A 26,103-nucleotide genomic window follows, 5' to 3' on the forward strand; every position below is an offset into this window, starting at 1 on the left:
TCACTGCAATGACCGTATGCTCGGTCCGTCAACCCACTTGGGCGGGATCATGATCTGACGCGGCACTGCGGGCACTCCATGCTCGTGCTGCGAAAGCTGCGTCACGATCAAATCGACCGCCGCTGCTGCGAGATGTTCGCGTTGCTGGTAAATGCCCGCAAACTCCTGCATCTTGGGCGTCCAGTCATGCGCCACAAAACCGATGTCCTGCGGCACGCGCAGCCCCAGCCTCCGCAGCCAGTTGGGCACATGCGTGTCGAAGGTGATCAGCGCATCCGGCTCATATTCACGCATCCATTTGGCAAATGCGTCGAATCCTTTGCTGATGTCATTGCTCGGAAACAGCAGCAGCGGCACTCGGTCCCCAGGCGGCAGGCTTTGCTGCCAGTGAAACAAGCCGCCACTGTAGCCAAACTGCGAGCGGTTCACGATCCACTTGGTCACCGCCACGCCGATGCGTTTGTAACCTCGCGCGCTGAGTTGATCCGCTGCCATGTGAATGCCCAGCGTCATGTTTCCCGCGCACATGTGCAGCGCCGGGCTGCTCATCGCATTGCCAAAGGTCACCGCAGCAAAGGGGGAGAAGTCCATTTTGCTGCACGGCAGTTGCATGCTCTGCGGCGATACGATCACACCTTCGATTCCCCGAGCGTGCAGGATCTTCTGCAGCCTCTTGGGCGTGAGCCCGTCCTTGCCCAGCCAGAACTCCTCCACGGCGTAGCCATGGCCATGCGCACGGCTGCGGATGTCATCGATCGGCACGTATTGGTACGAAGGGCCCAGCAAACCATCCTGCGGCACATCCTCACGGATCACCGCGATCACCGCCCGCACACGCTGCTGCTTCTTGCCGCGCACCACCTGCATCATGCGCGCCAGGTGCGGGTCGGGCTGGTAGTTCAGCCGCTTCGCCTCCTTCAGTACCAGCTCACGCTTCTCGGCGGAAACCTTGGGCGCTCCGCGCAGCACGCGGGACACGGTCATCAATGAAAAGCCGGTCGCACGGGCGATGTCCTTGAGCGTGGGCGCGGTGGTGACTGGCATGGCTTTGGAAGGCGTAGATCGAGACAACCTCAGAGCTCCGGGAAGGTACGGCGCTCAATGCTAAAGATCTGCCAGCGTCGCCGTCAGCAGCTTCCAGAACTTCTGCGTGGAGGAGATGCTGGCGCACTCTTTCTCCGAATGCGCCTCATGGATGTTCGGTCCAAAGGAAATCATGTCGAGATCTGGATAGGCCATGCTGATGACGCCGCACTCCAGTCCGGCATGGCAGGCGCCCACCTTGACCTCATGGCCAAAGAGCTCGCGGTAGATCGTCTTCATCTTTTCCAGGATGGGTGATTCAGCACTTGGGCTCCAGCCGGGGTATGGATCGCCAGACCTTAGCTCCGCACCGATGAGTTCAAAAGGCGCACGAAAAGCACGGGCCACGTCGAGCTTGCTCGATTCCACCGAGCTGCGCTGCAGACTGCCCCACTCTGCCTTTCCTCCACCGAGCGCGATGGTGGAAAAATTCGAAGACGCCTCCACCAGCCCTGGGACCACCGGGCTCATGCGATACACCCCGTTCACCACTGCCTGCATCGCCAGCACCAGGGATTTCTGATGCTCTACACCCATGATCCCCACCTCGCCGCCATCCGCTTCCATGGGTGTCGCGGCAATGCTCAGCCCGGGTTCGATCAGGCGAAATTCTTCACGGATCCCAGCAGCTTCGCGCTCGAAGTTTTCTGCAAATCGGACCTCGTCCAAAATCACCACCTGCGCCACGCATTGCGCCGGTATGGCATTGCGCGCACTCCCGCCACGCATCGTGGAAAGGGCCACAACATCTTCGCCACAGGCGCTGAGAAGACGTGCCATGAGTTTGATCGCATTCGCACGTCCTTCGTGGATCTGCAGACCCGAGTGCCCCCCTCGCAGTCCGGTGATCTGGATGGCGGCCATGGGGCCGGCCGAATCATGAGCCACTTCGGTGTATTCAAAACAGCCGGTCGTGTCAATGCCGCCTGCGCAGCCAATGGTGAAAGTGTCGTCCTCTTCAGAGTCGAGATTCAGCATCGTCTTGCCCGTCAGCAGACCGGGCTCCAGACCCAGGGCCCCACCCATGCCCTGCTCCTCATCCAGGGTGAAGAGCGCCTCAATCGGCGGATGCGACAAATCTTTCGCAGAAAGCACCGCGAGGATCGCCGCCACACCGAGGCCATTGTCCGCGCCCAGTGTGGTGCCGCGTGCGCGCACCCAGTCACCATCCACCCACATGTCGATTCCCTGCTGGTCGAAGTCAAATTTCAGTCCGTCCGCAGCCTTGTGCACCATGTCCAGATGCGCCTGCATGATCACCGGAGGGCGGCCTTGCCGGTCCGCCGAGGCTGGCTTTTTGACGATCACATTGCCGGCTCTGTCGAGCTGCGCCGTTAGTCCATGACGCGTGGCGAATCCCAGCACGAATCCCACGACCCGCTCCTCACGCTTGGAAGGCCGCGGCACGGCGTTGAGATCGGCAAAGCAGTTCCAGAGTGCCTGGGGTTCGAGGGAGCGGAGGTCAGAAGAGGACATGGAGGGAATTCGATTCGGGGATGATTCAGGCTGCGGTGGGAGGGTGACACTTCAAGCGGCTTCGGTGGCGAAAAGCGTGCCGTGTTATCATAACACTTTATCAACCCGATCCGCAATGAAAGCCTGCCCGGCCCCACGTTTGATAAGCCAATGATTTTCCGCCAACTCTGCTTTCTCCTTTACCTCATCACCGCCTGTTCCGGTGCCGCCTTACCCTTCGGCGAGCGCCACGAAACATGGCAGGGCATACCCGGGCTGGAGCGCACCGCCAAAGGTCGTGTTTTTTGTTCTTGGTTCACCGGTGGTCCCAAGGAGCCGTCTCCCGAGAATAGCGTCCTGCTTTGCTACAGCGATGATCAGGCAAAGACCTTTTCCAAACCGCAGGTCATGGCCGGGCCCAAAAACGGCACACGCTGCTTTGATCCCACCCTGTGGATCGATCCCAAAGGCCGCCTTTGGTACGTCTTCAATCGTGGCAACAAGGACACCGCCGTGCATGACGTCCACGCACGCATCTGCGACGATCCCGATGTCACCCCACCCGTCTTCGGTGCCGAGTTCCGCGTGGGCTACGAAGGCCCTTATGCCTTCCGCATGAACAAGCCCACGGTGATTTCCACCGGTGAATGGATCATGCCCGTCACGCATGCCACCGAGCCGGTGCACGACTGGTTTGCAGGGCCGAAACAACTGCAAGGCGTCGGCATCTCCACGGATGAGGGAAAGACATGGAAACTTCACGGTGCCCTCAAAGCCCCCGAGTGGGCGCTGGAGTGCATGATCACTGAACTGAAGGATGGCCGCCTCTGGCTGCTCACCCGCACGGGCGGTGGCTTCCTGTGGGAAAGCCACTCGTCAGACAAAGGCCGCACCTGGACCGAGGCCAAAGCCAGCACCATTCCAAATCCCGGCTCTCGCTTCTTCATCCGCCGCCTCGCATCCGGCAATCTCCTGCTTGTGAATCATCACGGCTTCACTGGCAGGACACGCAGCCACCTCACCGCCCAGATCTCCACCGACGACGGGCAGACCTGGAACGAAGGCCTTCTGCTGGATGAGCGCAAAGGCGTTTCCTACCCCGATGGCGTGCAGGATCGCGAGGGTCTCATCTGGATCACGTATGACCGCGACCGCCAGGGCGAAGGCGAGATCCTCCTCGCGAAGTTCCGTGAGGAAGATGTCCTCGCCGGTAAAAATGCATCTGGCGCGGTGAGCCTGAAACAGACGATCAGCAAGCTGGAGAAGCCCCAAGTGGTGCCCGCGAAATGGGATCCGGCGCTGGCCGGAGACATTGTCATGCAGCGCCTCGTGAACACCTCCTCGCCACGCGTGAAGGGCGCGCATGATGCCGAGTTTGTCTGTGTCGGGGAGCGCGCCTACATTGTGACCGAAGCCAATGACGTGAGGGCAGGGGAGAGCGCAGGCTGGCCGGAAATTTACGCGACCCTCTCCATCGTGAATCTCAAGACGCTTGCTCTGGAAAAAGTGATCGACTTTGCCAGGGGCGAACAGCGCTTTGAGAACGAAACTCTGCCGGTGGGCGCATGCTTCGTGCCGCGTATCCTGCAGAAGGATGCGATCACTCTGCGCTGCTACTTCACCAGTGAAGATCCGGGCAAGCGGCAGTCGCAGATGTGGTATCGCGATTTTGATCTGAAGTCCGGCGACTTCTTGCCCACCATCCACAAGGCAAAGCTGAAGACGGCTGCGGGCACTTTTGACTTCCAGCCCCAGTATTTTCATGCCGATGCAGCGGCGCAGGGGTTTGCCAAGAAGGCCTTGGACTCCTCCTTCTTCATCTTTGATTCGTTCAAGCAGTTCGACGGCAAGACCTACGTCGCCCTGAACAACTTCAGCGGCAAACAGAACGCTCTCGCTCGGGTGCATGAAGATCTGAAGACCTTTGAGGTGCTCGGGCACTACAATGAGCCGCAGTCGGAAGCCTTGAGCGAATCTGCCGTGAACCGTCTGCCTGACGGCACTTGGATGGCCATCTGCCGCAACGACAAGGGAAACTACCATTTCTCGACTAGTGCCGATGGCAAAACATGGAGCGTGGGCGAGCCGCTGCACATCGTGCCGAATGGCGCGAACTCGAAACCCACCTTCGACAAGTTTGGCGGCGTCTACTACCTCGGCTGGCAGGAGTCCACACGCATCCAGGGCGTGAGCCGCAGCGTCTTCAATGTGGACGTCTCGCGCGATGGCAAAACGTGGGAGCGCAAATACCGCTTCGAGACGCCGCGGTCCTTTCAATATCCGACCTTTCATGAGCACGACGGGGTGATCTGGCTCGTCGTGACACAGGGCGACAAAGACGCGAGCCGCAAGGAGCGCATCATGTTCGGCAAACTCGAAGACGTGGGGCAGTTCGAGCCACAGGCTGGGCAAAAGCGCATCGTCTGGCCTGCGCCACCCCCGGAGGAAGCTGCGGTGATGAAGGTGGGTGTGAAGCTCTTCACGGACCGTGACTACGTGATTGAAGCCTTCTTTGAGCAGCTCAGCGGCCTGCCGTTTTTGCGCACAAGCATCGAGAAGGTTGACGCGGAGGTCACCAAGCCGGGCACGCTTTACGCGCTCACACCATCGCCTCGACCGCATGCTGCGAGCCAGGAAGCAGCACTCGCCAGCGCCGGGTTCACGAAGGTGGAAGCACCCGAGGTGCAGCTTTTCCCCGGAGAGATCAATCGCGTGAGCCTTTATCGCAAAGAGGTCAAGGCGGGTGAACAACTGCACTTCAAAAAACTGGTGCTGCTGATCAGCGGCACGGGCGCTGCACTGCGCGAAATCCATCCTTGATCAACTCCACATCCTATTGGTATCACCGAACATGACCCGCTTTCTCAACTGGTTTAATAATCTCTACCCCGTGTGGCTTGTGAGCCTCGCGACGCTCGCGTTTTTCTTTCCGCAGACCATGCTGTGGTTCGACAAGCCGTGGATCTTCTGGTCGCTCGCGGCCTCCATGCTAGGCATGGGGCTCACATTGAGCCTGGATGACTTCAAGGCCATCGCACGCATGCCCGGCAGCGTGGCGCTTGGCTTCGTCGCGCAGTACACGATCATGCCGCTCACCGGCTGGCTGGTTGCTACACTGCTGAAACTTGAGCCCGGACTCGCGGTGGGCATCATCCTTGTGGCCAGCTGTCCCGGCGGCATGGCCTCCAACATGATCAGCTATCTTGCCCGGGCGAATGTGGCGCTTTCTGTGGTGCTCACCCTCGCATCCACCCTGCTCGCCTTCTTTTTCACCCCCATGTGGACCAGCACGCTGGCCGGAAAATATGTGCCGGTGGATGCCTGGGGCCTGTGCCTGTCAGCATTGCAGCTCACAGTCGCTCCCGTCGTTTTGGGTGTTCTCATTCGCTGGAAACTGCCGCGCACTGCCGATCAAATCGGTGCCTGCGGTCCCACCGTCGCCGTCCTCGCTTTTACCCTGGTGAGCGGTGGCATCGTGGCCGCCAGTGCCGACGCCGTTGCCTCACACTTTGGCCGTCTGGCTCTCGCTGCATTTCTGCTCCACGTCATGGGCTTTGTTGTCGGCTACCTCATCCCCAAAGTGCTGCGGTATCCTGAATCTGTCGCTCGCACGGTGAGCATCGAGGTGGGCATGCAAAACGGCGGCATGGCAGCCGCGCTCGCCCGTGAACATTTTCCCTTGTTGCCACTCGCTGCTGCAGCCGCCGTCTTCAGCGGTGTGATGCAAAACATCGTCGGCGGCCTCATGGCCGCCTGGTGGAAGCGCCGCACGCCGGATGCCTGATCATGAGCCGACGCGACATCTATTACTGGAAATGCGACCGCCCTGCGGCGTTTCACGGCACGCAGATTCGCGGCGCGGCGGATGCTGAGATCGAGCAGCAGCTTGGCGAGGCTTTGCAGCGGCACTTTGTGACGCAGGTCGTTGAGCTGAGCACAGGAATCGGTCAGGGCAACCACCTTACCTGGGATGCCAGGGTGGCCGGACAAGCGATGTTCCTGCGTGTCGAAAACGGCCCTGAAAAGGACGGCCAGCTCGCCGTGGAGTCGGCATTGTTGGCGAGAGTGCGTGAGGCAGGAGTAATGACGCCTCGGGTGTATGCCTGCGATGCTTCGCGCTCCCGTGTCCCATTCGCCTGGCAGGCCATGGAGCGCATCTTTGACCCTGATCTCAATCACTGGTTCAAGCAGGGCCGCATTGATGTGCCACGCATCGCCTTCGGCATCGGCGAGGCAGTGGCGAAATGGCAGACGATCAAGCTGCCGGGCTTTGGAATCCTGGATGAGTCGATGTGTGGCTATCACGCCACCTACGCCGACTACTTTCATCTTCGCCTTGATCAGCATCTGACCTTCCTCGTGACCCGAGGCTTCCTCACGCAATCTCAGAGCGACGAAATCCGCGGCGAGATCGAAAATCATCAGTCGCTCCTCCAACTCGACACCGGCTGCTTCGTTCACAAAGACCTCGCCCTCTGGAACATCCTCGGCAGCGAAAGTGAGATCTCGGCCTTCATCGACTTTGACGACGCCATCAGCGGCGATCCCATGGACGATCTCTCGCTCCTCGCCTGCTTCCATGACGATGCGTTTCTACGCCGGGCCTTTGAGGGTTATCAAAGCATCCGTGCCTTCCCTCCCGATTATCTGCGCCGTTTCTGGCTGCATCTGCTGCGCAACATGATCGTCAAATCCGTGATCCGCGTGGGTGCGGGCTACTTTGACCGTGACGATGGCTTTTTCCTCATCTCATCCGGCACCTCCGGCCAGTCGCTGCGCGAATTCACCCATTCACGTCTCGGCCTCGCACTGCAGGGCTTGCGCAACTCCAGCAGCATCGACATTCTTCGACCATGAAAACTCACATCGGCACCTTTCTTTCCATCGGCTCACCTGCGGTCACTGAACTTGCCGCCGAGTGCGGCTTCGACTGGGTTTTGATCGACTTGGAACACGGCTGCGAATCCGAAGCCGCGCTCCCAGATCAACTGCGCGCACTGCGTGGCAGCGACACCCTCGCCATCGTGCGTGTGAGCGCCCCGCATCCAGATCTGATCGCCCGCGTCCTTGATTGGGGGGCGCAAGGAATCATGATCCCGCATGTAAACACAGTCGCGGAAGCGCGGCACTGTGTGGACGCGGCTTATTATCCCCCACAGGGCCATCGCGGCGTGTCACGCACCGTGCGCGCCTATGGCTATGGCATGCGTCTTCCAGACGGCGACATGCCCAAACCCATCATCCTCGCCCAGATCGAAACCGCCGAGGCCGTGGGGAATGCAGCTCAAATCGCCGCCGTGGAGGGCATCGATGCGCTCTTCATCGGTCCCGCCGATTTGTCCTTCGATCTCAAGGCACAGCAGTCACCCCGCAGCTACGACGACTGTGTAAACAGCATCGTCCAAGCCGCCAATGACCACGGCAAAGGCTGCGGCATTCTCGTGCGGCATGCGGATGACAAGGAGAAGCTCAAAGCCTTGGGCTTCACCTGGATTGCCATGGATTCGGACCTCTCGCTGGTGCGCGAGGGCTTCAAACGGAACCTCGCCACGGCGCGGGCATGGTGAAAAAGTCTGACTTTTTCCTGTTCAAAGGCGTTTCCCCTATAATCTCGCCTCCCCCATGAACGCATCCCCCCAAATCAAATCCAAAATCGTCGAACTGTGCGAAACCCTCGTGGCCGACACCGACGTGAAAAATGCCCGCGAAAAAGCGGAAGCCTTCCTCGCCAATGAGGAAGCCGTGTCGCTCTACCGCGAGATGGCCACGCTCGGCCGCGCCCTGCATCAGAAGCAGCACAACGGCGAAGAGCCCAGTGGAGAAGAAATTTCCCGCTTCACCGATCTGCAGGATCAGTGCGATGCAAACACCGCCATCCTCAGCTTCATCGAAGCCCAGGACGTTCTGCGCGGCATTGCCGAAGTGGTGACGAGCTTCGTCGGCAAAAGCCTCGAGCGTGGTGCCGTGCCTGCCGAATCCGAAGTGTTCTCCAAAGGTTGTGGCGAAGGCTGCGGCTGCCACTAATCACCGAAGGGTATGAAAGCGTTCGCTCTGATCGCCGCGCTGCTGTTTTGCGCCTCGTCCGTCGCGGGCGAGGCCAAAACGGTGAAGCTGCTTACCATTGGCAACAGCTTCTCCGCCAACGCCACCCATTACCTTGGTGATCTTGCAAAAGCAGGAGGTCACACACTCATCCATCAGCCTCTGGTCATCGGCGGTGCCTCATTTCAGGTGCACGCCGAGAAAGCGCAGAAGCATGAAGCAGACCCGAAGGACAAAGCGGGTCTCTACACCAGCGGTCGTGGTCTGAAGGAAAACCTCGAGCTGCAAAAGTGGGACTACGTCACCATCCAGCAGGCCAGCATCAAGAGCCACGACCTCGCCACCTATCAGCCTTACGCAGGCTGGCTGCGCGACTACATCACCAAACACGCGCCGCAGGCAAAGCTGCTGGTGCATGAAACCTGGGAATACCGCAAAGACGATCCACGTTTCTCCAAGCCGGGTGATCTCAAGTCACAGGACGAAATGTACATAGGCCTGCGCGCCGCCTATGACAAAATCGCCGCCGAATTCGGGGCCGGCATCATCCCTACCGGTGACGCTTTCCATCTCGCGGACACCGATCCGAGTTGGGCTTATCAAACCGACACCACCTTTGATTCCAAGACCGCCAAGCAGCCCCAATTGCCGAATCAGACACACTCTCTGCACGTCGGCTGGCGCTGGGCCAAGCCCAAAAACGGTGGTAAAATCGCACTCGGCATGGACGGCCATCATGCCAGCATGGCTGGCGAATACCTCGGTGCCTGCGTCTGGTACGAGGTACTGTTTGGCGAGAGCGCCGTGGGCAACACCTTCATGCCCAAGGCACTGGATCCGACGGACGCCCGTTATTTACAGGAGACCGCGCATCGCGCCGTGATCGAGCGGACAAAATGATGTCCAAAATGAGAGCGGCGTGTTCTTATGAGAGCCATGACTCGCCTCGTCTCGCTTCTCTTTGCACTCAGTTTCTCAGCCCACGCCGCTACGGAGGCGGATGTCATTGTCTATGGAGCCACCCCAGGCGGCTTCTGTGCAGCCATCGCCGCCGCGCGTGAAGGAGCCTCTGTCATCCTTCTGGAACCCACCGCGCATGTCGGCGGCGTAAACACCGGCGGCCTGTGCTTCAGCGACTCCAATCAAACGGTGCGCACCACGGTGCTCGGCCTCTTCGAAGAATGGCATACACGCATCGAAAAAGACTACCAGATGCGCAGTGTTGCACTGCCTTACACCGTAAGTGACAAAGATCACAAACCCTGGACCTACGAGCCCCATGTGGCGGCCAAGATCACGCAGCAGATGCTGGATGAAGCCGGAGTGAAGGTGCTGACAAAGCGGGTTTTGCAATCAGTGGCAAAGGAAGGCAAACACATCACTAAACTGGTCACGACTGACGGCGACTTCGCCGCCAAGGTCTTCGTGGATGGCACCTATGAAGGAGATTTGATGGCTGCCGCCGGAGTGAGCTGGACGATCGGCCGCGAAGGGCGCCAGGAGTTCGGCGAATCTCTGGCTGGAAAGCAATATTCGAAGGCAAAGCTCCCAATCTCCGGTCTCGATGCCGCTGGCAAGCCCTTGCCTCTGATCACCACTACTGATGTAGGCCCAGACGAAGCCGGCGACAAGAATGTGATGGTGTACAGCTTCCGCCTGTGCGTCACGAAAGATGCCGCAAACCGCGTGCCGTTTCCAAAGCCTTCACATTATGACCCCGCACGCTTTGAAGTCGTGCGGCGCTACTTTGCGCAGGAAAAGAGACCGCATCTGCTGTGGGATTTGTATCCGCTGCCGGGCAACAAATTTGATGCAAACAACGGCATCGGGAAGCAATTCTCCATGGGGCTCGTGGGTGCCTGCAATGGCTGGAGCGAAGCGGATGAGGCCGGACGCGCGAAAATCTGGGAGGCGCACAAGCAGTACACGCTGGAGATGCATCACTTCCTCAGCACCGATCCTGCCGTGCCAGAGCAACTGCGGCAGCAGATGGCGGAGATTGGTCTCTGTCGTGATGAATTCGCTGCTTATGACCACTGGTCGCCGCAGCTTTATGTGCGCGAGGGGCGGCGCATGATCGGCGAATATGTCGTGTCGCAGAAAGACATCATGGACGAGCCGAAGAAGGACGATGCCATCATCGTCTCATCCTTTCCAATCGATTCACACGATTGCCAGCGAGTGGGGACGAAAGACATGGTCTTGGATGAAGGGACCATCATGCCGGTGCGCATGGGGGGGCGGCGGCATGGGTATCCGTATCACATTCCCTATCGCGCCATCACGCCAAAGGTTGCCGAATGTGACAATTTGCTGGTGCCCGTTGCGCTGTCTTGCACGCATGTGGGCATTTCCTCGATCCGCGTGGAGCCCACGTGGATGATTCTAGGCCAGAGCGCAGGCATTGCCGCCGCCGTGAGTGCGAAGCAAAATATCGCCGTTCAGAAGCTGACATACCCCGCGCTGCGTGAGAGACTGCTGGCGCAGAAGCAGGTGCTCGAATTGCCCGTGCTGCCGGATGTTCCACCCGAAGCCAAGGGGGTGATGAACGTCGATCCGAAAAGTCTGCCCGGCATTGTGCTCGATGACTCGCAGGCTGAACTCAAAGGCCAGTGGAGCCGCTCTTCCGGCTTCAAGCCGCATATCGGTACCGGCTATCTCCATGACGACAAACGCGCCGACGGCCAGTGCATCGCCATCTTACGCTGCAAAGCACCCAAGACAGGACGCTACGAACTACGCATGGCCTATTCACCTCATGAAACGCGAGCGACAAAGGTGCCGGTGACGATTCAAAACGACGGGCGCAAGACTGATATAATTGTTGATCAAACACGGCCTCTGGCTGCAGGAGAAGCATTTCGAACGATCGGCAGCGTGCAGCTTGATAGCGGCGTTGAAACCGTCATCACTGTCAGCAATAGCGGCACTGAAGGGTTCGTGATACTGGATGCACTGCAACTTATCGAGTCGAACAACTGAAGCACCCACCATGAAGACATTTTTCTTTGCTTGCCTGATCTGCGTCACCCACCTCAACGCGGCGGATATCGTGGTGTATGGAGGAGTGCCCTGTGGCATTGCGGCATCCATCGTGGCGGCGCGTGAAGGGGCCAAGGTGGTGCTCATTGAGCCGACGAAGCATGTCGGCGGTCTGAGCACGAGCGGCATCAACACCTCCGAGAGCGAGCACATGTTGAAATGGACCATCGGTGGGATTGCGGATGAATTTTATCGCCGCCTTGGTGCCCACTATCAGACCAGTGGACCGGAGTATTTCTTTGAGTCCAGTGTCGCTGAGAAAACCTATCTCGACATGCTGCGCGAGGCGGGGGTGGAGGTGCGTTTTGGCGCGTCGGTGGATAAAGTGGAAAAAGATGGCGCGCGCATCACTGCGGTCACCCTTACGGATGGTTCCAAGCTTCAGGCGAAAGTCTTCATCGACGCAGGTTACGAAGGCGATCTCATGGCGCGTGCGGGTGTCAAATACGCCGTCGGTCGCGAGGCGAAGGCGGAGTTTGGCGAGGAGGCTGCGGGCGTCCGTTTTGACAAGACAGCGCGCCAAGCCCGGACGGTGGACGAGATTGGAACGTTGCTGCCTGGCATCAGTGCGTGGGCCAAAGATTTGCATGAAGGCGATGCTCATCGTGCACCGATGAACTACAATTTTCGCCTGACGGTGGCAAAGGATCCCAAGCTGCAGGTGCCCATCCCCGCGCCGAAGCATTACGACGAAAAGCGTTACGCACTGCTGGCCGGTTGGTTCCGCGATCAGACCCAGCAAAAGAAGCCGGTGAAGCTTGCGGACATCATTGACCTCTACGGACGCCGTAATGGCAAGTTCGAAATGAACAACAAGCAGTCCGCCATCTACTCCCTGGGACACTTTGGCGGGCAGTTTGACTGGCCTGATGCCACGTACGAAGAGCGTACCCGCATTTACCAGGACCACATGGATTACACGCTCGGTCTGCTGCATTTCCTTGCCGCCGATGCCGCAGTGCCTGCGAGCATGCAGGAGGAGATGAAGGCGCTGGGCCTGCACAAGGATGAGTTCACTGACAACGGCCACCTGCCCTATCAGCTCTATGTGCGCGAGGCACGCAGGATGCGCGGCGAATATGTCGTGACGCAGCAGGATGTGCAGGTAGACCGTCGCAAATCGGACAGCATCGGCATGAGCAGCCATTTCATCGACTGCCATCACGTTCAGCGTGTGGCTTTGAATGAAAACGAGTTCGTCAATGAGGGGCGCATCTGGCGCATGGGCTATGCTTATCAGATTCCCTATCGGGCGCTGACGCCGAAAGCCGCCGAATGCACCAACCTGCTGGTGCCCGGCGCTGCCAGCTTCACCCATGTGGCCTTTTGCACGCTGCGGTTGGAGAGCGTGTGGATGATCACTGGTCACGCCGCAGGCATTGCCGCTGCGCTGGCAGTGAAGGACGATGTCGCTGTGCAGAAGGTGCCGTTGGCCCCACTGCAGGACAAGCTGCGCGCCCAGAAGCAGGTGGTCGATTTCATTCCCGGACTGCCGGAGAAGTGCGAGCATCTCAACGGCCCGCCGGAATTTTAACGTTCAATTCAGCTTCAGTGCCTCCCAACCATGCCTACCCGCCGTCATTTCATCGCCTCTGTCACCGCCGCGCTTGGTGGTTCTGTTTTTGCCGCCAACGGCAAGCCGAAGACCCTTCTTTTGCAGTCTGCCTGGGATACAGTGAACATTGGTGACATCGGTCACACGCCGGGAACGCTTCGTGTCATCGAAGAGCACCTGCCGGAGGTGAAGGTGGTGCTGTGGGCGATGAAATTGGACGAGCGCGTCACCGCGATGCTCAAGACGCGCTTTCCCAAGGTGGAGATCCTGCAGGGAAGCCTGACGGGCAAAGGTGAAAAGGATGAGGCATTGCGGCAGGCAATTGCCGGATGTGACCTTTTCATTCGCAATTCTGGCATGGGTCAGGACATCAGCTTCATGCAGTTTTGTCAGAAGGCAGGCAAACCCTACGGACTGTTTGGGCAGTCGTATTTTGCCAGCATGGTGGAGGGTAAAGGCGCGGAGGAACGTATCGCCTTGCTGAATGCGGCTTCGTTCATCTACACGCGTGAAACCAAAACGTTGAGTATCCTCAAGAACGCAGGCATCAAAACACCTGTGCTTGAGTTTGGCCCGGATGGCTGCCTCGGCATTGATGTTCGCGATGATGAGCGCGGATTGGCGACCATGAAAAAGCTCGGGCTGGAAGAGCGGAAGTTCATCACCCTGCAACTGCGCACCAACACCGCCAAACTGCCCGGCGTGGATGACACCCGGACCCCGAAGCTCAATCCGCTGCATCCCACCGCCGAACAGATCGCTGATGATGAGCGTCGTGCGGCAAAGTATCGGGAACTGGTGACGATGTGGGTCAAAAAGACCGGGCATAAAGTGCTCATCGCCCCCGAGGTAAAGAAGGAGATGGAGCACAACAAGCGCCTCATTCACGATCAGCTGCCGCCGGAGATCCAGAAGCATGTGGTGAACCTGGAGTACTTCTGGAACGCGGATGAAGCCGCCTCCATTTTTGCGCGGGCCCACACCATCGTCTGCCACGAGCCGCATTCGCCGATCATCGCCCTGGCCAATGGTACGCCGGTCATCCACACTTACTCCGAGTTCCATTCGCCGAAGTGCTGGATGTTCAAGGATATCGGTCTTGGAGAGTGGCTGCTGGAAATGGACGAAACACCGGCGGAAAAGATGGCGGAGACGCTTTTCACCATTGATGCCGATTACCCTGCGGCCCAGGCCAAAGTAAAGAAAGCCATGGCTTATGTGCATGATTGCTTCGGTAAATCGATGCAGCATGTGAAGGGTATCCTCGAAAAGGCATGATGATTTGACGGCAAAAAGAAAGGGCTGGGTCTCGTTTTCACACGCCATGTCTTCGATTTCTCGCCGCGCCTTCCTCCATCACAGCTCCCTTTGCCTCGCAGGTTTCGGGGGTGGCAGACTTTTCGCAGCCGATGCTGCGGCTGCCCCCTTGCTGCGTGCCGGCCTGATGACAGATCTGCATTACGCCGACAAGGAACCGACGAAAACGAGATTCTACCGCGAGGCGCTGGCGAAGCTGGATGAGGCCGTGGAAGTGATGAACCGCGAAAAACCGGCATTGGTGATCGAGTTGGGTGATTTCATCGATCAGGCGGATTCGGTGGAGCGTGAAATTGAATGGCTGAAGACGATGGAGTCGCATTTCATGAAGCTCTCGATGCCCAGGCACTACGTGTTGGGAAATCACTGCGTCGGCACTTTGACGAAGCAGGAGTTTGCCGCTCACACCAAGGCACCGGGAGGGCATGCCTCTTTCGAAGAGAAGGGTGTGACGTTTTTGATTCTCGACGCCTGCTTCCGTGAGGATGGCACGCCGTATGAACGGAAGAACTTCAACTGGCAGGATGCCAACCTTCCCAATGCGGAGCTGGCATGGCTGGAGGCTTCGCTGACCAAGGCAGGCGGTCCGGTGATTGTATTCGCCCATCAACGGCTCGACATGGACAAAGCGCATGCCGTGCGCAACGCCGCCGAGGTGCGTGCGCTGCTGGAGAAGTCGGGCAAAGTACTCGCTGTGTTCCAGGGCCACTCGCACAAGAACGACTATCAGCAGATCGCCGGCATCCACTACACCACGCTCGTCGCGATGGTGGAAGGCAGCGGTTTGGAAAACAACGGCTACTCGATGCTCGACATCATGGCTGATGGCTCGCTGCGCTTGAATGGCTTCCGCAGGCAGGTAAACCGCACTTTGAACCACGCATGAAACTACTTCTTTTTTCTCTGACACTCGCAAGCTCCGCTCTGGCGGTGGAGCCCGGATTTGAGTCTCTCTTCGACGGTAAATCACTCGATGGCTGGAAGCATGGTGGCAACTGGGAGGTCGTGAACGGTGAGATCGCTCGGGTGAAGAAGGGCGGGCCGCTGACCTATGAAAAGGCGAAGGTGCCGGATGATTTCGAGCTGCGCTTTGACTGGAAGGTGGCGAAAGGCTGCAACAGCGGTGTGTATTACCGGCCGGGTCAATATGAGTATCAGCTGCTCGACAACGCCAACAGTCCCTACGGCGAGAATCCGCGGCAAAGCGCGGGCTCACTGTTCTTCTGCATGGCCCCGACCAAGGATGTGGTGCGGCCCTTTGAGCAGTGGAATGAGGCGCGCGTCATCTGCAAGGGCAGCGTCATTCAGCACTGGTTGAACGGAGAGAAAGTGGTCGATTTCGACTATGCTGATCCTCGCTGGAAAGACGCCGTCAAACTGGTGAGCTATCGCGGCACCGACCTGACCAAACGCGGCGGCAATCTCTGGCTGCAGGATCATGGCGCCGATGTGTGGTTCAAGAATCTTCGCTGGCGTGCGATTCCACCTGATGAGCCGCTGGTGAGTGAGAACCTAAAGCCCATGCCCGTGCCGAAAGCTGCATTGAAAAAAGAAGAGGCGCGCATCCAGGAACTGCTAAATCCCAAACCCAAGCCCGCAAGAAAATCTGCATGGCGGCACCAGGAGCTAAAGCGCTTCAAGGCCGAGGAGGCGCATCAGGGCGTGGCGGTAGATGGCATCCATTTTTATGCGATCACAAACGCGGCCATCGGCAAGTATCGCAAAGACAACGGCGAACGCGTTGGCGACTGGAAAGAAGCGAAGGATGGGCGCATCAAGCATCTGAACGCAGGGCTCGTGCTTGATGGAAACCTCTACTGTGCCCATTCGAACTACCCCGCGATGCCGATGACGAGCTCCGTGGAGATTTGGGATCCACAGACGATGCAGCATTTGGAGTCCATTGACCTGACGGACGCCAACGGCTCGCTGACCTGGGTGGACCGTCGCGATGGAGTTTGGTACGCCTGCTTTGCGCAGTATGCGAAGACTGGTGATCCTGCGAAGACTCGGATCGTGATGTTTGATGCTCAGTGGAAGAAGCTCGGAGAACTGAAATTTCCGAGCGAAGTGGTGGCTAAGTTTGGCAAGAACAGCAGTTCTGGCGGCAGCTTTGGTCCTGCCGGGCATCTCTTCATCACCGGTCATGATGCGCAGGAGCTGTATGTGCTCGATCTCCCGGCCAAGGGTGACGTGTTGCTCTGGCAGAGCGCGATACCGATCAGCGCCCACGGCCAGGCCTTCGCCTGGGATCGCGGTGAAGCCGGAGTGCTGTATTCCATCGACCGGAAGACCTCTGAGGTGATTGTCTCACGAATTTCGAAGTCCTGATTTCACCGCCAATCGTAGGATGGGTTTTCCCGACAAACTCTCATCCACACGATCATGAAACAAAAAGCATCCGCTCAATGGCAGGGGTCCCTCAAAGAAGGAACCGGCACTCTCAGCACCGGCTCTGGTGCGCTCACTGACAAACCCTACTCCTTCAAGACTCGATTCGAAGGCGAGCAGGGGACGAATCCTGAAGAGCTCATTGGTGCGGCCCATGCGGGCTGCTTCTCGATGGCTTTCTCCATGATTCTGGGCGGTGCCGGATTTACCCCCGACAAGATCGACACCAGTGCCACCATTACGCTGGAGCCGAAAGACGGTGGCTTCGCCATCACGGCCAGTCATCTCGATGTGACCGCTGTCATCGCTGGCATCGACGATGCTACTTTCCAAGACCTCGCGGGCAAGGCTAAGGCGGGGTGTCCCGTCTCGAAGCTGCTGAATGCGACGATCACGATGGACGCGAAGCTGGCGTGACCCAGGCTGTGCATGAAGAAGATTTGCCAAGTCCGGTGTCTTTGTGACACCGGACTTGGTCAGCTTTGCTGCAAGACGGCTTTCGTGCCCGGTTCCCAAGTCAGCCCCCAGTCACGGATGGACTTCATGACGGGCCGGAGGGAATTGCCTTTCTCAGTGAGTTCGTAGGCCATGCGCTTGCCGCCGTCAGAGGCGGGGATCTGGCGCACAATGCCGGCTTCGAGCAGACGTTCGAGGCGGTCGCTGAGGATGTTGGTGGGGATGCCTTCGGGGGAGCTGACGAAGTCTTTGAAGCGGCTGCGGCCAAGCATGAGATCGCGGATGACGAGCAGCGTCCAGCGGTCACCAAACAGGTCGAGTGCACAGGACACAGGGCAGGGGGAGCGGCGTGAGGATGGCGGTGGCGCCTTGATCGGGCGTTTGGATGCTTTGGCCTTGGGCATGGGGGACTATGATTCCAATCACTTGTGTTTCAAAAGTAAAAAACTTGCATAATGCAAGTAATACGCAATTTTGCCCGCATGAGCACCAGCACTGATCCTCAACTCGCCCCGCCGGGCGCCGGTCTGCCCACCATTGAACTCTGGGTGGCCCGGATGATGTTCGCGCGGACATGCCGTCGGGGCAGCCGCGAAGCCTTTGTTGCCAAGTTCAAGGAAGAACGTGCGGCGATCCGTGCACTGGTGGATTCCTGTCCAGCGGAGCAGCGGGGCGAGCGAGTGCTCATCAAGCGTTTGCGCGGTCTGGAGGACAGCAGCCGCAACTGGTCTGTGTGGATGACGCTGGAGCATCTGCGCATCATTCACATCGGTCTCATCCGGGTCATCAACGCACTCACTCATGGAAAGGTGCCGCCTGGCAAGGCAAGCACCGCAGCAGTCAAGCCGAGCGCCGTAGTGACAGCGGATGTCGAGGAGGGTTATGAGCGTTCCTGTGACAGTGTTATTGCCGCTATCACCGAGGCGCAGGATTTAAAGACTCAGCAGCGCTTTGAGCATCCGTGGTTCGGTTCACTGGATGCTTTCGGCTGGGCGGCGATGGCGGGCACACATATGGGAGTTCATCGCGCGCAGATTCAAAGCATCCTGCTAGGATTGGGCCGATGAAGCAGCCTCTCTCGCTCACGACAGACCCTATTCCCCGGCTCATCTGGCGCATCGCGTTGTCGATGAGTGTCGGCATGTTTTTCAACACGATGTTCAACGTGGTGGACACGCTCTGCGCGGGCTGGCTGGGCACAGAGTCGCTGGCGGCGCTTTCGCTGTCGTTTCCGCTGTACTTTGTTGTGTTTGCCATGGGCAGCGGCATCAGCCAGGGCACCACGGCTCTGCTGGCGAATGCGCTGGGCGCGGGGCACGTGGCGGAGGCACGCAGGGTGTTTGCGCAGTCGCTGGTGTTTGCCACCACGGCGGGTGTCCTGCTCTCCATCGTGGGCTGGCTGGTGGCCCCGGGGTTGTTTCGGCTGCTCGGTGCCGAGGGCAGTTATTTGAGCACGGTGCTGGATTACATGCACGTGATCCTCGCCGGCGGGGTGTTCTTTTTGCTGCCGATGATCCTGAACTCAGCGCTGTCTGCGCAGGGCACCACCTGGGTGTATCGGAATTTTCTCATCGTCGGCTTCGTGGCGAACATCGTGCTCAATCCGGTGCTGATGTGGGGGTGGACGGGGTTGCCCGCACTGGGCGTGGCCGGCATCGCGCTGGCCACGGTCCTCGTTCAGATGGGTGGCGGGCTCTTTCTGTGGTCGCATGTCAGCAGGGCGCACTATTGCCGCGATCTGCGGCGGGATGATTTCAAGCCTGATCTGCAGGTGCTGCGGCGGATTGCAGGACAGGCGATTCCAGCGGCGCTTAACATGCTCACCATTTCTCTGGGTGTATTCGTTATCACATGGTTTGTGAAACACTTCGGCAAGGAAGCCGTGGCGGCCACGGGCATTGCCACACGTGTGGAGCAGATTGTGCTCATGCCGGCCATCGGCCTGAATTCCGCGGTGCTGAGCATCGTGGGGCAGAACCACGGCGCAGGACTCCCACACCGCGTGCGCGAGGCCTGGGTGACGAATGTGAAAATCGGCGCGGGGTTGATGCTGCTCGGCGGCCTGCTCGTGTGGCTCTTGCGTGATCCTGCCATGAAGATGTTCAGCCAGGATCCGATCGTGATCGGGCATGGTCGGAACTACTTGCTCAGCTCATCGCTCACTCTTGCGGCCTATCCGATTTTGTTTGTCACGGTCTTTGCCATGCAGGGCATCAAACAGCCAGCCTATGGTCTGTGGATGGGCATCTACCGGCAGTTCGCCGCACCCGTGGTGGTGTTTCACACCCTGGCCTTCACGCTTGGCTGGGGGCTGTGGGGCGTGTGGTGGGGCATCTGCATCGTCACCTGGAGCGCCGCCCTTTTCGCGCTCGGCTGGGGCTGGCGGAAGTTTTGAAGCATTTCTGTCGCTGGAGAAGAGCAGCGCCTGATTGACAAATTCGCGGCACCAGCGACGCATCCGTCATGTCTGCCAAACCTGATCCCGCTACGCTGCCTTGCAGTCCACTCGATGAAACCGCCGGGTTGAAGTATTTCCCGCGCATGCTGGGCAAGATTCGTCTGCATGCCGCTGGCAAGCTATGGGAGGATTTGCATGCGAATCTGGGCCAAGGCAGCGACGGCAGCTGCGTCGGATTCCTGCATGTGAACTATGACGATCTCAAAGCCCGTGTGCTGGAAGGTGGGACGGACGAAGAGATTTTGCACTGGTGCCAGGTGCACGGTCGCCCGCTGAATGACACCGACAAGCTCGTCTGGAACTACTACATTCTGAAACTCGGCATCAATGATCACATCACAGACATATTGGCAAAACGAAAAGCCGATGGCGGTCTGGGTGATCGTGATGACATCCAGACCATCACGAAATATATCGATGTGGATGAGGGAAGGCTGCCTTGAATGAGTGAAGAGGCATCACCGCCGGTTTCATTCTGGCAGAGCGTGCGGCAGTCGTTGCGCGGTGCGGAGCAGCATGATTACACCGCGCTGCCGTTGAACCGTGCGGTCATCCTGCTCGCGGTGCCCATGGTGCTGGAGATGGTCATGGAGTCGCTGTTCGCCGTGGCGGATGTTTTCTGGGTTTCTCATCTCGGAAAGGAGGCCGTCGCCGTCGTGGGTCTCACGGAGTCGGTCATGACGCTCATCTATGCGGTGGCGATTGGCATATCGATTGCCGCCACGGCGATTATATCGCGCCGCATAGGTGAAAAAGAGCCGGAACTCGCAGCACAGGCGGCGGGACAGATCGTGCTTTTAGGTGTGCTGATAGCGACGGGACTGGGCATCGTGCTCGGGTATTTCGCCCCGGATATTCTGCGGCTGATGGGTGCGGGTGAAGAGATCGTGACGCTGGGTTCCGGTTTTGCCCGCATGATGCTGGGTGGCAATGCCACGGTATTTTTGATCTTCCTCATCAACGCCATCTTTCGTGGTGCGGGTGATGCCGTGATCGCCATGCGGACTTTGTGGCTGGCAAATGCGCTGAACATCGTGCTGGGGCCATGCTTCATTTTCGGCTGGTGGATTTTTCCCGAACTGGGAGTCACGGGTGCGGCGGTGGCGACGAACATTGGTCGCGGCATTGGCGTGCTGTATCAGCTCTGGCATCTCGCGGGGCATCACAGCCGCGTGAAAGTGCGCTGGCAGCATTTCAAACCGGAGAGGGAGGTGATCTCTGCGGTGCTGAGCAAGTCCGGCAGCGGCATCATTCAGCTTCTCATCAGCACCACGAGCTGGGTGGGGCTGTTCAAAATTCTCGCACTCTTTGGCAGTGCGGCGCTGGCGGGTTATACGATAGCGATTCGCATTGTGGTCTTTGCGCTGATGCCCGCATGGGGTTTGGCAAATGCCGGGGCCACGTTGGTGGGGCAAAACCTCGGCGCAAAGAAGCCGGAGCGCGCGGAGGCGGCGGTCAAAATCGCCATGAAATTCGACATCATCGTTTTGAGCATCGTGGGCATCAGCTTCGTTCTGCTTGCACATCCATTGATCCGTCTTTTCACTGCGGATCCCGAAGTGGTGGCGTTCGGCACTCAGGCGCTATGGATCGTGAGCCTCGCCTTCCCGCTCTATGCGGCAGGCATGTGCTTTGAATCCGCCTTCAACGGTTCTGGTGACACTTGGACACCAGCCCGGCTGAATTTCATCTGCCTGTGGCTGGGGCAGATTCCCATTGCATGGGGGCTGGCAAAATCATGCGGCTTTGGGCCTGTGGGCGCGTTCATCTCGGTCCCCATCTCCTACTCACTGCTTGCCATTTTTAGCGGGTTGCTTTTCAAACGTGGCCGGTGGAAAACACATAAGGTTTGAATCCAGCCCTCTCTCGTCATCTCATGAAATTTCTCTTTCTCGGTCTGATCTCGATTGTTTGCGTGACTGCATCTGCCGCCGAACTCCAAAGCACCGGCGCAGGCATCGAAATTTCCGCCGGTAGCCTCGGCAGCTTCACGCTGACCTATCCTGAGTTTGATCCGGTGCACAAACAGATCGAGGTGAAAGCGACCGGGACAAACGCGACGGTGCGCTATGAAGGCGGGGCGGAGTGTGCAGTTTCCATCAGCAAGGATGAGATCGACCTCTCATTTAAAGGTGTGCCAGCAGATGTGAAGTCATGGAAAATGTCCGTCCTTATTGACATCGGTTTCGCCAAGGGCGGCGAATGGAAGATTGCAGACAAGGACGGCAAGTTTCCGGCGGAAAAGTCTTCGCCACCGCATTTAGCGAGCCTGAACAGCACGAGCTTCATGCTGAAAAATGCTCAGGGGCAGTGCCTGAGCTTCAACACGCCGGATTATGCGTTCCAGCAACTCACCGACAACCGCGAATGGAACTGGGCGATTTATAATTGGTACTTCATGGTGCCGTACAATCCGGACCAGCCGACGGCGAAAATTCGCATCACATCAGATCTTGCTGCCGTCGCAAAGTTGATTGATCCCTTTGGTCAGAGCCTCAAAGATTCGTTCCCGAACAAACTCAAAAGCCTGGAAGATCTGAAGGCTGATGTGGAGGCGGACAAGAGTTACTACGCAAGCATCGAAACGCCAAAGCTGGACCGTTTCGGCGGCCAGTCCGGCAGTGGTGAGGCGCTGGGCCTGAAGAAGACGGGCTTCTTTCATGTGGAGCAGAAGCAGGGCAAATCGTGGCTGGTTGATCCTGATGGACACGCATTCTTCCACCTCGGCATCTGCGGCTTCGCACCGAGTGATGACTACACCTACGTTACAGGTCGTGAAGGCATCTACGAGTGGCTGCCAAAGGCGGAGGGCGAGTTTGACAGTGCCTTCCGGCCCGGGGATGGGCAGGCACATTTCTCCTTCTATCTCGCGAACGTGATCCGCAAGTTCGGCGCTCCCTATGACTATGAAACGCATGCCACACGCATGATCGAACGGGTGCGCAAGTGGGGCTTCAACTCCATCGGCGCGTTCAGTCCCACACCCGAGAAGGCGCATGTGAAGGCCGATTTCCCGTATGTGACAAGCCTGCCGATCAATGCCTGGGAAGGCGTGCCGCGCATCCCCGGCGTGCATGAAGTGTGGGATCCGTATGATGCTGCAACCGCACAAAAGATCGCCGAAAATCTCGCGCGCGAGCTGCCTGCGCGTGCGAATGATCCGCTGCTCATCGGCTATTTCATCGTGAATGAGCCGCGTTACGATGAAATCTCACGCGTCGTTCCTTCTCTCACGGGTAAAGAGGCCTGCAAGCGGCGCCTGGTGGCGGTGCTGAAGGACAAGTACCATTCCATCAATGTCTTCAACACCGCATGGCAGCTTAATGCGGCTTCCTTTGATGAGTTGATCGATGTAGGGCTCGCAGTGACCACGGACGCGGCCAAAGCTGACATGAAAGATTACGTGGGGGCCTTCATGGAAACCTACTTTGCACAGATCGAAAAACTGTTCCGCCAGCATGACACCAATCACATGCTAATCGGCAGCCGTTTGCAGCCTGTGACGATCAACGACGAGCAGCTCTGCCGCATCATGGGCAGGCATCTCGATGTGGTGTCCTACAATTACTACACCATGGGAGTGGATACGGCGGCGTTGAAGCGTTTCCACGAATGGACCGGCAACAAGCCGATGATGCTCAGCGAGTTCTTCTGGGCTTCGCCTAAGGACAGCGGGCTGGTGGGCGGGCGTGAAGTCAGCAGCCAGCAGGAGCGGGGGCTGGCCTATCGCAACTATGTCGAGCAGAGCGCCTCCCTGGGGTTTGTCATTGGCATTGAGTGGTTCACCCTCATTGATCAGGCCACGACGGGGCGCTGGTTCAGCAAGTACAATGGAGAGAGCTACAACACCGGCCTCGTCAGCGTGGCAGATCGTCCTTGGAAGGACATGCTGGCCGAGATGATGAAGACCAACCACACCATCTATGATCTCCTTCTGGGCAAGCGCCCGCCGTTCGTCTGGGATGATCCCCGTTTCCGCGTCGAGACAAAATAAGGCGGCTAGATCAAGGATGGTCATCCAGGTGCCAAGGATGCGCATCTGGTGCGAGTTGTGACTTGTGCTGGTGAAATGCAAGTCTCTTGGCTAAGATGTGGTTTATGCCATCCAAATCCAAAATCGTTCAGCTCGTGGCCAGCGGTGACCTGCGCCTTTCTGCCAATCAAACGTGCTGGCCAGCCCAGGCAGCCATGGAGGAGGCGCTGGGTGCCGCATTGAAGGCAGAGGGCTGGGAGGTCAAGCGTGCGCATGCGCTGGACACATCCAAGAAGCACGGTTTCATCGACTCGCAGCGGATGGGCATTGAGGTGTTTCGCGGCATCGATCCCGAGGCACCGCTGATCGTGGCGGAGGCAGTATGGCAGTATTCGCATCATGTGCTGGCGGGTTTGACCACACATCGCGGCCCGATTTTGACGGTGGCAAACTGGAGCGGCCAGTGGCCCGGGCTGGTGGGCATGCTGAATCTGAATGGCTCGCTTACGAAAGCCGGTGTGAAATACTCCACGCTCTGGAGCGAGGACTTCACCGACTCTTTTTTCAAGACCAAGCTCAAGCAGTGGCTCAAGTCCGGCAGCATCACCCACGATCTCAGCCATGTGCAGAAACTGGAGAAGGTGAAGGTTCCGGCCAAAGCGGCGGCATTGGGCAAGGAACTGGCTGCTACTTTGCGCGCAGACAAAGCCATCATGGGCATCTTTGATGAAGGCTGCATGGGCATGTTCAATGCCATCATTCCCGATCACGCGCTGCATGCATGTGGCGTGTTCAAGGAGCGCCTCAGCCAGTCCGCGCTCTATCATGAAGCCATGCAGGTCAGCGATTCGGACGCACTGGCCATCCACACCTGGGTGGTGAAGCACGGCATGACCTTCCAGCTCGGCGACAATCACGCCACGCAGCTCACACGCGATCAGGTGCGGCTGCAGTGCAAAATGTACGCTGCGGCTTTGCGCATCGCGGATGACTTCGGTTGCGATGCCATCGGCATCCAGTATCAGCAGGGCCTGAAGGATCTGCTGCCTGCGAGTGATCTCGTGGAAGGCATGCTGAACAATTCGGACCGTCCGCCGGTGAAATCGCGTGACCGCAAACGCACCCTGCTGGAAGGCCAGCCGCTGCTGCATTTTAATGAGGTCGATGAATGCGCCGGACTCGACGGCATGCTCACGCAGCGGGTGCATCGTGCCCTGCAGCAGCCGGTTGAGACGACACTGCATGACGTGCGCTGGGGCGAAAAGTACGAGAAGGACTACGTCTGGGTCTTCCTCATCAGTGGCGCGGCACCTCCTGCGCATTTTGCCGAAGGCTGGAAGAGCGCCGAAGGCTTCCGCCAGCCGCCGATGTACTTCCCGAGCGGCGGCTCCACACTTCGTGGTATTTCCAAGCCGGGCGAGATTGTCTGGTCGCGCATCTACGTGCAGGATGAAGCGCTGCACATGGACATTGGCCGTGGTGGTGTGGTCGATCTTCCGCGTGAAGAAACCGAGCGCCGCTGGCAGCTTACTACGCCGCAGTGGCCGATCATGAGCGCGGTGACCTATGGCGTGAGCCGCGACCAGCTCATGGCCAAGCATCAGGCCAACCATGTCCAGGTCGCCTATGCCAATGACGCGAAGGCAGCGGACGACTGCATGTTTGCCAAGGCGGCGATGGCCCGCGCCTTGGGCATGCAGGTGAATGTGTGCGGCACTCTGTCGCGTTGATTGTTTTTCCCAACCATGAAGCTCCTCCACCCCCTCCTGCTTGCCTGCTTCTGCAGCCACGCTTTTGCCGCTGACGGCCTCACGCCGCTCAAGTACAACAATCCCGGCCTCGTGGTCGATCTCGGTGTGGGTTTGTGGGCGTGGCCGCTGCCGATGGACTTTGATGGCGATGGCGATCTCGACCTCGTCGTGAACTGCCCCGACAAGCCCTACAACGGTGTTTATTGCTTCGAGAACGCCAGCGGCGACACGTCGAAAAACAAGATGCCGGTTTTCAAAGCAGCCAAACGCATCAGCGCGGGGAAGTCGAATGTGCAGGTGAGCTACGTGGATGGTCAGCCACGGGTGCTTTCGCCCGGCAAAGAGTATCCCGACTTCCTCAAAACCGGTCTGGAGCATGAGCAGAAGCTGCCCGTCGACGCAAAGGTCCATCCCAACAAAATCCGCGCCGACATGTGGCGCATGGTGGATTTCGATGGTGACGGCAACAACGATCTCATCGTCGGTGTCGGCGACTGGACCGAGTACGGCTGGGACAACGCCTACAACGAAAACGGCCGTTGGATGAACGGCCCGCTGCGCGGTTACGTGTATGTGCTGC

General features: G+C 58.7%; 21 protein-coding genes and 1 pseudogene. 19 read left to right on the forward strand and 3 right to left on the reverse strand.

Going from position 1 to position 26,103, the window contains the following annotated elements; translation table 11 throughout:
* Nucleotides 1-1,044, reverse strand: coding sequence for a LacI family DNA-binding transcriptional regulator (locus tag WAW39_RS23245; protein WP_422321545.1), 1,044 nt, complete (start codon nucleotides 1,042-1,044; stop codon nucleotides 1-3).
* A 60-nt stretch (nucleotides 1,045-1,104) separates the two neighbouring features.
* Nucleotides 1,105-2,559, reverse strand: a complete 1,455-nt coding sequence (locus tag WAW39_RS23250) for an aminoacyl-histidine dipeptidase (protein ID WP_422321546.1) — start codon at nucleotides 2,557-2,559, stop codon at nucleotides 1,105-1,107.
* A 150-nt stretch (nucleotides 2,560-2,709) separates the two neighbouring features.
* Here WAW39_RS23250 and WAW39_RS23255 point away from each other — a divergent pair, with 150 nt between their 5' ends.
* Genes WAW39_RS23255 through WAW39_RS23310 form a run of 12 tightly spaced genes read left to right on the forward strand, consistent with a single transcriptional unit; the run spans nucleotide 2,710 to nucleotide 17,302 of the window.
* On the forward strand, nucleotides 2,710-5,358 hold the full coding sequence (locus tag WAW39_RS23255; RefSeq protein ID WP_422321547.1) for a sialidase family protein: 2,649 nt from the start codon (nucleotides 2,710-2,712) through the stop codon (nucleotides 5,356-5,358).
* A 31-nt stretch (nucleotides 5,359-5,389) separates the two neighbouring features.
* A complete protein-coding gene (locus WAW39_RS23260; protein ID WP_422321548.1) occupies nucleotides 5,390-6,322 on the forward strand; it encodes a bile acid:sodium symporter family protein in 933 nt (310 codons plus the stop codon).
* 2 nt (nucleotides 6,323-6,324) lie between these two features.
* Nucleotides 6,325-7,395, forward strand: a complete 1,071-nt coding sequence (locus tag WAW39_RS23265) for a phosphotransferase family protein (RefSeq protein ID WP_422321549.1) — start codon at nucleotides 6,325-6,327, stop codon at nucleotides 7,393-7,395.
* Nucleotides 7,392-8,105 carry an HpcH/HpaI aldolase family protein gene (locus tag WAW39_RS23270; protein WP_422321550.1) on the forward strand — a complete coding sequence of 238 codons (714 nt, stop codon included), beginning with the start codon at nucleotides 7,392-7,394 and terminating at the stop codon, nucleotides 8,103-8,105. Before WAW39_RS23265 ends, WAW39_RS23270 begins: the two co-directional genes overlap by 4 nt.
* A gap of 55 nt (nucleotides 8,106-8,160) precedes the next feature.
* Complete coding sequence (locus WAW39_RS23275; protein WP_422321551.1) at nucleotides 8,161-8,562, forward strand: YlbF family regulator; 402 nt, start codon at nucleotides 8,161-8,163, stop codon at nucleotides 8,560-8,562.
* Nucleotides 8,563-8,574: 12 nt separating this feature from the next.
* On the forward strand, nucleotides 8,575-9,480 hold the full coding sequence (locus WAW39_RS23280) for a DUF4886 domain-containing protein (protein WP_422321552.1): 906 nt from the start codon (nucleotides 8,575-8,577) through the stop codon (nucleotides 9,478-9,480).
* A 36-nt stretch (nucleotides 9,481-9,516) separates the two neighbouring features.
* Nucleotides 9,517-11,562 carry an FAD-dependent oxidoreductase gene (locus tag WAW39_RS23285; protein ID WP_422321553.1) on the forward strand — a complete coding sequence of 682 codons (2,046 nt, stop codon included), beginning with the start codon at nucleotides 9,517-9,519 and terminating at the stop codon, nucleotides 11,560-11,562.
* Nucleotides 11,563-11,572: 10 nt separating this feature from the next.
* A complete protein-coding gene (locus tag WAW39_RS23290; protein ID WP_422321554.1) occupies nucleotides 11,573-13,156 on the forward strand; it encodes an FAD-dependent oxidoreductase in 1,584 nt (527 codons plus the stop codon).
* A gap of 30 nt (nucleotides 13,157-13,186) precedes the next feature.
* Nucleotides 13,187-14,455 carry a polysaccharide pyruvyl transferase family protein gene (locus WAW39_RS23295; RefSeq protein WP_422321555.1) on the forward strand — a complete coding sequence of 423 codons (1,269 nt, stop codon included), beginning with the start codon at nucleotides 13,187-13,189 and terminating at the stop codon, nucleotides 14,453-14,455.
* A gap of 46 nt (nucleotides 14,456-14,501) precedes the next feature.
* Nucleotides 14,502-15,380 (forward strand): metallophosphoesterase, encoded by an 879-nt coding sequence (locus WAW39_RS23300; RefSeq protein WP_422321556.1) that lies wholly within the window; start codon nucleotides 14,502-14,504, stop codon nucleotides 15,378-15,380.
* Nucleotides 15,377-16,825, forward strand: a complete 1,449-nt coding sequence (locus WAW39_RS23305; RefSeq protein ID WP_422321557.1) for a 3-keto-disaccharide hydrolase — start codon at nucleotides 15,377-15,379, stop codon at nucleotides 16,823-16,825. Before WAW39_RS23300 ends, WAW39_RS23305 begins: the two co-directional genes overlap by 4 nt.
* 54 nt (nucleotides 16,826-16,879) lie before the next feature.
* Entirely contained in the window at nucleotides 16,880-17,302 is a 423-nt protein-coding gene (locus tag WAW39_RS23310; RefSeq protein ID WP_422321558.1) for an OsmC family protein, read from the forward strand.
* A gap of 59 nt (nucleotides 17,303-17,361) precedes the next feature.
* Here WAW39_RS23310 and WAW39_RS23315 read toward each other — a convergent pair whose 3' ends face one another.
* Nucleotides 17,362-17,745 carry a winged helix-turn-helix transcriptional regulator gene (locus WAW39_RS23315; RefSeq protein ID WP_422321559.1) on the reverse strand — a complete coding sequence of 128 codons (384 nt, stop codon included), beginning with the start codon at nucleotides 17,743-17,745 and terminating at the stop codon, nucleotides 17,362-17,364.
* Nucleotides 17,746-17,823: 78 nt separating this feature from the next.
* Between WAW39_RS23315 and WAW39_RS23320 the strand changes: the two genes are divergently transcribed.
* The 7 genes and pseudogenes from WAW39_RS23320 to WAW39_RS23350 form a co-directional block, all read left to right on the forward strand.
* Nucleotides 17,824-18,408, forward strand: a complete 585-nt coding sequence (locus WAW39_RS23320) for a DinB family protein (protein ID WP_422321560.1) — start codon at nucleotides 17,824-17,826, stop codon at nucleotides 18,406-18,408.
* Nucleotides 18,405-19,736, forward strand: coding sequence for an MATE family efflux transporter (locus WAW39_RS23325; RefSeq protein WP_422321561.1), 1,332 nt, complete (start codon nucleotides 18,405-18,407; stop codon nucleotides 19,734-19,736). The genes WAW39_RS23320 and WAW39_RS23325 overlap by 4 nt, the downstream gene beginning before the upstream one ends.
* 68 nt (nucleotides 19,737-19,804) lie before the next feature.
* A complete protein-coding gene (locus WAW39_RS23330; RefSeq protein WP_422321562.1) occupies nucleotides 19,805-20,242 on the forward strand; it encodes a DUF5069 domain-containing protein in 438 nt (145 codons plus the stop codon).
* Nucleotides 20,243-21,652, forward strand: coding sequence for an MATE family efflux transporter (locus tag WAW39_RS23335; protein WP_422321563.1), 1,410 nt, complete (start codon nucleotides 20,243-20,245; stop codon nucleotides 21,650-21,652).
* A gap of 23 nt (nucleotides 21,653-21,675) precedes the next feature.
* Nucleotides 21,676-23,793, forward strand: a complete 2,118-nt coding sequence (locus WAW39_RS23340) for an agarase (RefSeq protein ID WP_422321564.1) — start codon at nucleotides 21,676-21,678, stop codon at nucleotides 23,791-23,793.
* Nucleotides 23,794-23,897: 104 nt separating this feature from the next.
* A complete protein-coding gene (locus tag WAW39_RS23345) occupies nucleotides 23,898-25,502 on the forward strand; it encodes a fucose isomerase (RefSeq protein ID WP_422321565.1) in 1,605 nt (534 codons plus the stop codon).
* Between the two features lie 15 nt (nucleotides 25,503-25,517).
* Nucleotides 25,518-26,103 (forward strand): annotated as a pseudogene (locus tag WAW39_RS23350) (VCBS repeat-containing protein); the annotation flags it as partial.

This window comes from Prosthecobacter sp. (assembly GCF_049294395.1).
Classification (GTDB): Bacteria; Verrucomicrobiota; Verrucomicrobiia; order Verrucomicrobiales; family Verrucomicrobiaceae; genus Prosthecobacter.

Excerpts from the sequence above, each read along its gene's own strand:
- WAW39_RS23245 (WP_422321545.1), bottom strand. The coding sequence starts at position 1,044 with ATGCCAGTCACCACCGCGCCCACGCTCAAGGACATCGCCCGTGCGACC.
- WAW39_RS23250 (WP_422321546.1), bottom strand. The coding sequence starts at position 2,559 with ATGTCCTCTTCTGACCTCCGCTCCCTCGAACCCCAGGCACTCTGGAAC.
- WAW39_RS23255 (WP_422321547.1), top strand. The coding sequence starts at position 2,710 with ATGATTTTCCGCCAACTCTGCTTTCTCCTTTACCTCATCACCGCCTGT.
- WAW39_RS23260 (WP_422321548.1), top strand. The coding sequence starts at position 5,390 with ATGACCCGCTTTCTCAACTGGTTTAATAATCTCTACCCCGTGTGGCTT.
- WAW39_RS23265 (WP_422321549.1), top strand. The coding sequence starts at position 6,325 with ATGAGCCGACGCGACATCTATTACTGGAAATGCGACCGCCCTGCGGCG.
- WAW39_RS23270 (WP_422321550.1), top strand. The coding sequence starts at position 7,392 with ATGAAAACTCACATCGGCACCTTTCTTTCCATCGGCTCACCTGCGGTC.
- WAW39_RS23275 (WP_422321551.1), top strand. The coding sequence starts at position 8,161 with ATGAACGCATCCCCCCAAATCAAATCCAAAATCGTCGAACTGTGCGAA.
- WAW39_RS23280 (WP_422321552.1), top strand. The coding sequence starts at position 8,575 with ATGAAAGCGTTCGCTCTGATCGCCGCGCTGCTGTTTTGCGCCTCGTCC.
- WAW39_RS23285 (WP_422321553.1), top strand. The coding sequence starts at position 9,517 with ATGACTCGCCTCGTCTCGCTTCTCTTTGCACTCAGTTTCTCAGCCCAC.
- WAW39_RS23290 (WP_422321554.1), top strand. The coding sequence starts at position 11,573 with ATGAAGACATTTTTCTTTGCTTGCCTGATCTGCGTCACCCACCTCAAC.
- WAW39_RS23295 (WP_422321555.1), top strand. The coding sequence starts at position 13,187 with ATGCCTACCCGCCGTCATTTCATCGCCTCTGTCACCGCCGCGCTTGGT.
- WAW39_RS23300 (WP_422321556.1), top strand. The coding sequence starts at position 14,502 with ATGTCTTCGATTTCTCGCCGCGCCTTCCTCCATCACAGCTCCCTTTGC.
- WAW39_RS23305 (WP_422321557.1), top strand. The coding sequence starts at position 15,377 with ATGAAACTACTTCTTTTTTCTCTGACACTCGCAAGCTCCGCTCTGGCG.
- WAW39_RS23310 (WP_422321558.1), top strand. The coding sequence starts at position 16,880 with ATGAAACAAAAAGCATCCGCTCAATGGCAGGGGTCCCTCAAAGAAGGA.
- WAW39_RS23315 (WP_422321559.1), bottom strand. The coding sequence starts at position 17,745 with ATGCCCAAGGCCAAAGCATCCAAACGCCCGATCAAGGCGCCACCGCCA.
- WAW39_RS23320 (WP_422321560.1), top strand. The coding sequence starts at position 17,824 with ATGAGCACCAGCACTGATCCTCAACTCGCCCCGCCGGGCGCCGGTCTG.
- WAW39_RS23325 (WP_422321561.1), top strand. The coding sequence starts at position 18,405 with ATGAAGCAGCCTCTCTCGCTCACGACAGACCCTATTCCCCGGCTCATC.
- WAW39_RS23330 (WP_422321562.1), top strand. The coding sequence starts at position 19,805 with ATGTCTGCCAAACCTGATCCCGCTACGCTGCCTTGCAGTCCACTCGAT.
- WAW39_RS23335 (WP_422321563.1), top strand. The coding sequence starts at position 20,243 with ATGAGTGAAGAGGCATCACCGCCGGTTTCATTCTGGCAGAGCGTGCGG.
- WAW39_RS23340 (WP_422321564.1), top strand. The coding sequence starts at position 21,676 with ATGAAATTTCTCTTTCTCGGTCTGATCTCGATTGTTTGCGTGACTGCA.
- WAW39_RS23345 (WP_422321565.1), top strand. The coding sequence starts at position 23,898 with ATGCCATCCAAATCCAAAATCGTTCAGCTCGTGGCCAGCGGTGACCTG.